An 8,912-nucleotide genomic window follows, 5' to 3' on the forward strand; every position below is an offset into this window, starting at 1 on the left:
CCTATTCTGCCAAAGCGATTTTCAATACAGCATCCATATGGGATACTGGAATAATCTCCAGCCCCCTGGTAATCTCCGAAGAGATCTCCTCCACATCCGGCTCATTCTCCTGCGGAACGATCACCGTGCGGATGCCCGCGTTCTTTGCTGCCAGCAGTTTTTCCTTCAGTCCGCCGATAGGAAGCACGCGGCCTCTTAAGGTGATCTCCCCGGTCATGGCAACATCTGCCCGTACTTTTCTTCCGGTGATCGCCGACATCATGGCCGTAGCCATGGTGATTCCGGCAGATGGGCCGTCTTTCGGAACGGCACCCTCCGGTATATGGATATGTACGTCATGCTCCTTGAAGAAATTTTCCTCTATCTTATGCTCCCTGCTGACAGAGCGGATGTAACTGATGCCGGTCCTTGCGGATTCCTTCATCACATCTCCCAATTGCCCGGTCAGCAGGATCTCTCCCTCGCCTGGCATAACATTCACTTCAATCTGAAGCGTGTCCCCGCCTACGCTGGTCCACGCCAGCCCGCGGACGATCCCTATCTCATCCGCCTTATTGGCCATCTGGTAGATATACAGTTCCTTGCCAAGATAGAGATGGAGGTTGCGCTCGGTCACATGAACCGCCTTCTTCTTTGTCTCCAGGATCTCTCTGGCTGCCTTCCTGCAGATGTCCCCGATCTTACGCTCCAGCTGCCTGACTCCGGCTTCCTTCGTATAGTTGCGGGCCATCTTCCACAGCGCGTTCCGGCTTATGGTCAGCTGATCCGGCGCAAGGCCGTGCCGCTCCAGCTGCTTTGGTATCAGATGCTCGATGGCAATATGCATCTTCTCATTCTCCGTATAGCTGCTGACTTCGATGACTTCCATCCGGTCCAGAAGCGGACGCGGGATGGTCTGAAGCGTGTTAGCCGTGGTGACAAAAAGCACTTCGGAAAGATCCATCGGCACTTCCAGATAATGATCCCGGAACTTGCTGTTCTGCTCACTGTCCAGCACTTCCAAAAGCGCGGAGAAGGTGTCTCCTTTATAATCATTGCTCACCTTGTCAATCTCATCCAGCAGCATCAGAGGATTCTTGACACCCGCTTGCTTCAGCGCGCTGGCAATTCTTCCTGGCATGGCGCCCACATAGGTCTTCCTGTGCCCCCGGATCTCCGCCTCGTCCCGCACGCCTCCCAGGGAAATACGCACATAAGGCTTTTTCAGCGCCCTGGCCAAAGACTTGGCAATGGAAGTCTTACCGGTACCCGGAGGTCCGACCAGGCACAGGATGGGGGAATCTCCCTTTTTCGTCAGCGCCCTGACCGCCAGAAATTCCAGCACCGTTCCTTGACTTTCTCCAGGCCATAGTGATCCTCGTCCAATACCTTCTTGGCATAGGCGATATCCTTGTGATCCCTGCATACTTTATCCCAGGGCATTTCCAGCATTGTCTCAATGTAAGTGCGGATCACTCCCACCTCCGCAGGACTGTTCATGGAGTTCTTAAACCGCTTGATCTCCTTGCCAAGCTTCTCCTTGACTTCCTTGGGGGCTTTTAAGGCATCTGCTTCCTGCTGGAATTCTTCCGCGTCTGAAAGCGTATTGTCATCTCCCAATTCCTCGCGGATCAGCTTCATCTCTTCTCGGAGAATGTACTCCCGCTGGTTCTTGTCCACTCGCTCCTTGACTTTCTTCTGAAGTTCTTCCTTTACATTGAGGATCTGTATCTCGCTCACCAGCTTATAAGCCAGAAGTTCATAGCGCCGCATCAGATCCGGCTCCTCCAGCAGCTGCTGGGCATCCGTATAGGAAAATGGCATGTTGGCGGCTATGACGTCTACCAGTTTTTTCAGTTCGTTGATATTTTCAATTTGAACCGCCAGTTCCTTGGACAGTTTCGGATCTTTTAAAAGATATTCCTTGAAAATGTCCTTCATCCCCCGGATCATGGCGTCCAGATTCATAGGATTCTTCTCAGCGCCCGTATCTTCAATGGATGTATCCGTATCTGGAATCACCGTTATATTTGCCCTCATATAAGGCTCTTCGAATTCCATCACATTGATGCAGGCCCTTGATTCTCCGGATATCAGCACCCGAAGCATTTTCTTAGGTAATTTGACTACCTGCCTGATGGCAGCGACGCAGCCGGTCTGGTACACATCCGTAACCCCGGGCTCTCCGTCTCTACATCTTTTTGGGCTGTCAGGAATATCTTCTGGTCTCCCAGCATGGCTTCCTCTATTGCCTGGATAGACTTGGGCCTGCTTACGTCAAAATGACGCACCATCTCCGGCAATATGGACAGTCCTCTTAATGCTACCATAGGAAGGCTTAATGTTTCTCTGTTCATATACTATTCTCCCAGTTATAAAAACTGGCGGGCACAAATGTCTTTCTTGCACCCCGCATACTATTTTATGCACTCTCAGATCTGACGGATGCGTGCTCGCATTCCGGTTCTCCGATTCCTTTTACAACATCTTCTGTAATTCGGCATGATTTTAAGGTCTCATCAGATGGAGCCTTGTACATGATATCCATCATGATATTCTCCATGATGGCTCGAAGCCCTCTTGCACCAGTCTTCCGCTTAAGGGAAGTCTCCGCAATCGCTTCCAGCGCTTTTTGATCAAAGATCAGATCCACGCCGTCTAGTTCCAACAGTTTCTGGTACTGCTTTACAATCGCGTTCTTTGGCTCTGACAGAATCTGCATCAGCGCTTTCTTATCCAACATCTCCAATGCGACCGTCACCGGCATACGGCCTACCAACTCAGGGATCAGTCCGAATTTCACCAGATCCTGAGGCAGTACCTGCGCAAGCAGCCTGTCTACATCATTCTCATGCTTCTTTGCAATATCGGCATTAAATCCAATGGATTTCTGGTCAATACGCTTTTCAACAATCTTATCGATACCTTCAAACGCTCCACCGCATATGAACAGGATGTTGGTCGTATCAATCTGGATCAGTTCCTGATGAGGATGCTTCCTTCCTCCCTGCGGAGGAACATTGGCAACCGTGCCCTCCACGATCTTAAGCAGGGCCTGCTGCACGCCTTCGCCGGAAACGTCCCTAGTAATCGAGGGATTCTCGGACTTTCTGGTTATCTTATCAATCTCATCAATATAGATGATGCCGTATTCCGCGCGCTCGATATCGCCGTCCGCAGCCTGGATGATCTTAAGAAGGATATTCTCCACATCTTCTCCTACATACCCTGCCTCCGTCAGCGCAGTCGCGTCTGCAATGGCAAACGGAACATTCAGGATCTTGGCCAGGGACTGGGCAAGCAGCGTCTTCCCGCAGCCAGTAGGCCCCAGCATCAGGATGTTGCTCTTATTCAGTTCTACCCCCATATCCTTCTGGGCCATAATCCGTTTATAATGATTATAGACAGCCACAGAGAGCACTTTCTTTGCCTCTTCCTGGCCGATCACATACTCATCCAGAAATTCTTTGATTTCTTCTGGCTTCAGGAGATTGATGTCAGCGAATGGATTCCAATGCCTTCCATCATCATATTCGAATTCCTCTTCTATAATCTCTGCGCAGACATCGATGCACTCGTCACAGATATAAGCCCCGTTGGGGCCTGCAATCAGTTTTCTCACTTGGTTCTGCGTCTTATTGCAGAACGAGCATCTCACCTGATCGTCGTTCTTTCCTACCATACTCTCACCTCATAATAATAAGGACCGATGCGCAAGACTAACGGCTCTTGATTACTTCGTCAATTAAACCATATGCTTTCGCTTCTTCCGCAGACATGAAATTATCCCTCTCTGTACCGATCCGGATAACGTCAAGCGGCTGTCCTGTATTCTCTGCTAATATCTGATTTAATTTTTGACGGGTCTTTAATATATGTTCAGCGGCAATCTGAATCTCCGTTGCCTGTCCCTGTGCGCCGCCTGATGGCTGATGGATCATGATCTCTGCATTCGGAAGAGCCAACCTCTTGCCTTTGGTTCCCCCTGCCAGCAGGAAAGATCCCATGCTTGCAGCCATTCCGATACAGATTGTCTCAATATCGCACTTGATATACTGCATGGTATCATAAATTGCCAGACCGGCTGTCACAGATCCTCCCGGGCTGTTGATATACAGATGGATATCCTTTTCCGGATCCTCTGCCTCAAGAAACAGCAGCTGTGCTACAATCACGCTTGCAGACACATCCGTCACTTCCTCGCCCAGAAATGATTCTGTCTTTTAATAATCTTGAATAGATGTCGTAGGAGCGCTCTCCGCGGCTTGTCTGTTCAATGACATAAGGTACTAAACTCATGTATATGCCTCCTAACTACATGTTACTTGTATAGACTTATTTTTCAACAGCATTCTCTATCAGGAAAGTTATGGCCTCCTGTACTGCCATATCTTCCTTCATCTGCTTCTTTTCATTCTCATCCATGAATTCTTTCAGTTTGTCTACTTCCATCTTATAACTTTCCGCCATCTTAGCCAGTTCTTCATCCAGTTTTTCGTCGCTGATCTCGATATTCTCTGCCTTTGCGATCGCTTCCAGCACAAGGCGGGTCTCAATGCGCTTGATCGCCTGCGGACGCAGTTCATCCATCATCTTGTCGGCAGTCATACCCGTAAACTGGAAGTACTGCTCCAGGGAAATGCCCTGCGACTGGATTCTCTGTGCGAAATCATCGGCCATCTGCATAACCTGAGTCTCGATCATCGGCTGAGGGATCTCATACTGCGCATTCTTGACTACAGCATCTACAGCCTGGTCTTCCTGCTTTCTCTTTCCTTCGGAAGCCTTCTGATCTTTAATCTTTGCCTTAATATCAGCCTTATATTCCTCTAATGTATCAAATTCAGAAACTTCTGCTGCGAATTCATCATCAATTTCCGGAAGTTCCTTTGCCTTAATCTCATGAATCGTGCATTTGAATACTGCTTCTTTGCCTTTCAGATCCTCGGCATGGTAATCTTCCGGGAAGGTAACCTTGACTTCCATCTCCTTCTCGGCCTCTGCGCCTACCAGCTGTTCCTCGAATCCAGGAATGAAAGAGCCTGATCCGATGGTCAGAGGATAGTTCTCCCCTTTCCCGCCTTCGAAGGCTACTCCGTCGACAAAGCCTTCGAAGTCCAGGATCACTTCGTCCCCATCCTGTACCGGACGGTCTGTTACGGTGATTGTCCTTGCATTCTTCTCTGCTTCTTCCTGAATCTTGGCATCCACTTCCTTCTGCGTCACGCGCGTAGATACCTTTTCTATCTCCAGTCCTTTATACTCGCCAAGTGTCACTTCCGGCTTTGTCGCAACATCGGCCGTGAAGATGAATGGCTTTCCTTTTTCGATCTGTACCACATTGATCTGCGGTCTTGATACGATGTCAAGTTCCGCTTCATCATAAGCTTCTGCATATGCCTTTGGAATCAATTCATTTGCAGCGTCATCATAAAAGATCTCTGCGCCATACATCTTCTCGATCATCTGGCGCGGAACCTTTCCTTTGCGGAAGCCTGGCAATGAAATCTTATTCTTTTGCTTCATATATGCACTCTGAAGCGCTTTCTCTAAATCATCGGCAGGAACTTCGATGGTAAGTTTTGCCATGTTTTTCTCTAACTTTTCTACCTGTAAACTCATTTACTATTTCCTCCTGTTTCTATCCCGCCCTTCGGTAGTCGAAAAGATGGGCATACTACATTACATTCACCTCAGAAGTATAACACAAACATCTGTAAATATCTAGCCTTGAATTTCATCTAAGCGAAGTATTTTTAAGACCAGGCTGTTCATATCATCCTCATCAACGGAATATTCATGATTCTTATCTGCCTGCACATGCAGGATGACCGTTTTTCCTCTCCATATGCAGTGTCCTGATAGGCGGCGTCCAGCAGTTCGTAAGCATGGTTGACAATATCATTCAATACCTGCTGCGTCACCTCTTCCGTGGTTCCCTCATAGCCTCCCTCTTTGATCTTCTGGGTAATCTTGATGGAATCTTGCGAAAGAGACTGCTGGAAGTTAACGAATACATCCGAAGGCTGTATGGATACCGGCACTTCGTACTCCCTTTTTCCGGTTTTTTCCGCCTTTCCTACATCATAACGCATGGTAGCGAATATCTTGGACACCAGATCCGCAAACTGCGCCGTCTTGGTCTCGTTCATCTCAATCTCATTGGTGATATTGGCTGCCACAAAGTTATCGATGGACTGCTGATACTGACGCATCAGAGAATTTTCCGTGGCATCCTCCATGTAAGTCCTGGCCCTTGACGTATCACCCTGAAAAGTCAGATCCAGCAAAGCCTGCGTATATCCGGAGGCATCAAAATCCTTGCCGCAGCCCGTGACAAAGAGCGCCAGCATAAGAACCAGCGCCATAATCCGGAATATCTTTTTATATCTTTTCATACGCAATCATCTCGCCAATCTCTTTTTGCCTTGTCGCTTCCCGCCAGTACCTCAATCAGCTTAAGGGCAAAATCGACTGCCGCGCCTGCACCTCGTCCGGTGATAACATTGTTATCCACCGTCACCGGAACCTTTGTAATGACCGCGCCCTGGATATCCTGCTCCACAGTAGGATGGCATGTGATACGCTTGCCCTTCAAAAGGCCAAGGTTCGCCAGCACCGTAGGACCCGCACAGATCGCGCCGATATACTTTCCTTCTTCAAAGAAGTCTTTTACGACCCTGCGCACGCCTGAGTGGGCATCCAGATTCAGCGTTCCCGGCATGCCGCCCGGAAGAACGATCATGTCTGACTCCACAAAATTCACCTCTTCAAACAGGTCTTCTGTCTGAACATTGATTCCATGCGCCCCATGGACCGTGTATTCTTCGGTAATCGAAACAGTATCTACATAGATCTGGGCTCTTCTGAGCAGATCTACCGCTGTCAAGGCTTCAATTTCTTCAAATCCGTCTGCTAAAATCACACTTACTTTTTTCATTGAAATCATCCTCCTTAATTTTACATATTAACACCGTTTACATTTTGTGTAAAACTATATTATGATTGCTATAAATATGGTACGATTATCCAGACTGGAGTTGGAAGCTTATGGAAATAGAACGCAAGTATCTTGTACCAATACTGCCCGACAAACTAGAGGATTACCCCTGCCGCGTCATAGAGCAGGGATATCTGAATACAGAACCCGTCATTCGTATCCGGCGGGATAACGACAAGTATGAAATCACTTACAAATCCAAAGGCTCCATGGCAAGGCAGGAATATAATCTCCCTTTGACCCGGGAAGCCTATTACCACCTTTTGCCCAAAATAGACGGACATCTGATTCAAAAGAAGCGTTACATGATCCCTCTTTCCGGCGGATTGACCGCTGAACTGGATATATTTGGCGGGCGGCTTGCGCATCTGGTCCTTCTGGAAGTTGAATTTCCTACGGAAGAAGATGCCAATACCTTTATCCCTCCCGCCTGGTTCGGGGAAGACGTAACCTTTTCCGGAAAGTTCCACAAACAGTTATCTCAGCACGCTGTAAAAGCAACGATTTGTTTCTTTTTCTTAAAAAGAAACGTTTCGGTGCATAGATATCTATTTATTAGGTAAATTGCTATACTAACAAGTGAAATGACTTGTGGGGGTTAACGATTATGCCTAATATACAGCTGGCCAATAACTTAAGATATCTAAGAAAACAACATAATCTGACACAAACGACCTTAAGCAATATGCTGAACATTTCCAGACAGGCTTACTCTAACTATGAGACAAGCAAGCGTACCCCGGATCTGGATTCTCTGCTTCACCTGGCCGGATTTTACCACGTCAGTCTCAACGATCTTGTCCTTGGAAGCCTGAAAGACAAGCATGTCACCACGTCAGGCATATCCGAGGATACGATTCCCTATGCTCTCGCAACAGATAAAAAGACCGGCAATTCCATCTATCTCACGGATGAAGAAGTAGATATGATTCTAAATTTCCGCACCCTTTCCAACGAGAATAAACAGATTATTACCGGCTTTCTACATTCCAATTCCAAACATCCAGATTAATCAGCCAACGCAAATCCATCATGAACAGCTATCATGGCCTGCTCGATGTCATCCTCTGCAACCAGTACGGTAATCCGGATCTCGGAAGTAGAGATCATGTTGATGTTGACCCTTGAGTTGTACAGAGAATCAAACATCTTTGCCGCCACGCCAGGATTGCTCATCATTCCGGCGCCTACGATGGAAAGTTTTGCCACCTTCTCATTCCATGTAATATCCTGGATCGTAAGTCTCTTTTTATTTTCCTCCAGAATCCTGATCGCATTCTCCAGGTCATCGGATGCCACCGTAAAGGAGATGTCTTTCGTCCCTTCTCTTCCCACTGACTGAAGAATAATATCCACATTGATATTGTTGCCAGCAAGGGTATCAAAGATACGGAATGCGATTCCTGGCTTGTCTTCCACTCCTATGACTGAGATTCTGGCAGTATTCTTATCGGCCGCCACGCCTGTCACTAATAGTTTTCCATTTCGCTTGCCTCCTTGACTACGGTTCCCTCTGAGCGGTTCAGGCTGGACCGTACCACTAATTCTACGTTATATTTCTTCGCCATTTCCACAGATCGGTTGTGAAGCACCTTTGCGCCAAGGCTAGCCAGTTCCAGCATCTCATCATAGGTTATCACGTCTATCTTCTTTGCATCCTTCACAATTCTTGGGTCTGCCGTATATACGCCGTCCACGTCTGTATAGATCTCGCATTTATCCGCGTGCAGCACCGCTGCCAGCGCTACCGCCGTCGTATCGGAGCCGCCCCTTCCAAGCGTCGTGATATCGTCATATTTATTAACGCCCTGGCCCGTTACACAATTCAATCTTCTGGAATCCAGCTCGTGGAGGCCTCCTCTCCGTATCTCACGCGCTTAAAACGCGCATTTCCGTAGCGGATGTGAATGCATCATTACCTGGAACGCATTCA

General features: G+C 47.9%; 8 protein-coding genes and 2 pseudogenes. 2 read left to right on the forward strand and 8 right to left on the reverse strand.

Translation table 11 applies throughout. The features are described 5' to 3' along the window. Position 1 precedes the first annotated feature (1 nt). The 6 genes and pseudogenes from lon to HDCHBGLK_RS18670 all read right to left on the reverse strand — a co-directional run bounded on the left by lon (position 2) and on the right by HDCHBGLK_RS18670 (position 6,919). Positions 2-2,336 (reverse strand): annotated as a pseudogene (lon, locus tag HDCHBGLK_RS20150) (endopeptidase La). 65 nt (positions 2,337-2,401) lie between these two features. After that, positions 2,402-3,661, reverse strand: a complete 1,260-nt coding sequence (clpX, locus tag HDCHBGLK_RS18650) for an ATP-dependent Clp protease ATP-binding subunit ClpX (RefSeq protein ID WP_004608355.1) — start codon at positions 3,659-3,661, stop codon at positions 2,402-2,404. A 37-nt stretch (positions 3,662-3,698) separates the two neighbouring features. Continuing rightward, positions 3,699-4,278, reverse strand: a pseudogene (clpP, locus tag HDCHBGLK_RS18655) (ATP-dependent Clp endopeptidase proteolytic subunit ClpP). A 36-nt stretch (positions 4,279-4,314) separates the two neighbouring features. Further along, positions 4,315-5,601, reverse strand: a complete 1,287-nt coding sequence (gene tig / locus HDCHBGLK_RS18660) for a trigger factor (RefSeq protein WP_004608353.1) — start codon at positions 5,599-5,601, stop codon at positions 4,315-4,317. A 149-nt stretch (positions 5,602-5,750) separates the two neighbouring features. Then, positions 5,751-6,377, reverse strand: coding sequence for a hypothetical protein (locus tag HDCHBGLK_RS18665; RefSeq protein ID WP_233440716.1), 627 nt, complete (start codon positions 6,375-6,377; stop codon positions 5,751-5,753). Then, positions 6,374-6,919 (reverse strand): DJ-1 family glyoxalase III, encoded by a 546-nt coding sequence (locus HDCHBGLK_RS18670; protein ID WP_130574634.1) that lies wholly within the window; start codon positions 6,917-6,919, stop codon positions 6,374-6,376. Before HDCHBGLK_RS18670 ends, HDCHBGLK_RS18665 begins: the two co-directional genes overlap by 4 nt. Positions 6,920-7,029: 110 nt before the next feature. Here HDCHBGLK_RS18670 and HDCHBGLK_RS18675 point away from each other — a divergent pair, with 110 nt between their 5' ends. Both HDCHBGLK_RS18675 and HDCHBGLK_RS18680 read left to right on the forward strand, forming a co-directional pair. Next, positions 7,030-7,542: a CYTH domain-containing protein gene (locus tag HDCHBGLK_RS18675; protein ID WP_130574635.1), complete on the forward strand. Its 513-nt coding sequence runs from the start codon at positions 7,030-7,032 to the stop codon at positions 7,540-7,542. A gap of 44 nt (positions 7,543-7,586) precedes the next feature. Continuing rightward, complete coding sequence (locus HDCHBGLK_RS18680; protein ID WP_004608349.1) at positions 7,587-7,991, forward strand: helix-turn-helix domain-containing protein; 405 nt, start codon at positions 7,587-7,589, stop codon at positions 7,989-7,991. Here the strand turns inward: HDCHBGLK_RS18680 and HDCHBGLK_RS20235 are convergent. Further along, on the reverse strand, positions 7,988-8,449 hold the full coding sequence (locus tag HDCHBGLK_RS20235; RefSeq protein ID WP_330490007.1) for an ACT domain-containing protein: 462 nt from the start codon (positions 8,447-8,449) through the stop codon (positions 7,988-7,990). The genes HDCHBGLK_RS18680 and HDCHBGLK_RS20235 overlap by 4 nt on opposite strands. Further along, positions 8,449-8,808, reverse strand: coding sequence for an amino acid kinase family protein (locus tag HDCHBGLK_RS20240; protein ID WP_408646140.1), 360 nt, complete (start codon positions 8,806-8,808; stop codon positions 8,449-8,451). The genes HDCHBGLK_RS20235 and HDCHBGLK_RS20240 overlap by 1 nt, the downstream gene beginning before the upstream one ends. Between the last annotated feature and the right edge of the window lie 104 nt (positions 8,809-8,912).

The organism is [Clostridium] scindens ATCC 35704, from assembly GCF_004295125.1.
GTDB classification, from domain to species: Bacteria; Bacillota; Clostridia; order Lachnospirales; family Lachnospiraceae; genus Clostridium_AP; species Clostridium_AP scindens.

Excerpts from the sequence above, each read along its gene's own strand:
- clpX (WP_004608355.1), bottom strand. The coding sequence starts at position 3,661 with ATGGTAGGAAAGAACGACGATCAGGTGAGATGCTCGTTCTGCAATAAG.
- tig (WP_004608353.1), bottom strand. The coding sequence starts at position 5,601 with ATGAGTTTACAGGTAGAAAAGTTAGAGAAAAACATGGCAAAACTTACC.
- HDCHBGLK_RS18665 (WP_233440716.1), bottom strand. The coding sequence starts at position 6,377 with ATGAAAAGATATAAAAAGATATTCCGGATTATGGCGCTGGTTCTTATG.
- HDCHBGLK_RS18670 (WP_130574634.1), bottom strand. The coding sequence starts at position 6,919 with ATGAAAAAAGTAAGTGTGATTTTAGCAGACGGATTTGAAGAAATTGAA.
- HDCHBGLK_RS18675 (WP_130574635.1), top strand. The coding sequence starts at position 7,030 with ATGGAAATAGAACGCAAGTATCTTGTACCAATACTGCCCGACAAACTA.
- HDCHBGLK_RS18680 (WP_004608349.1), top strand. The coding sequence starts at position 7,587 with ATGCCTAATATACAGCTGGCCAATAACTTAAGATATCTAAGAAAACAA.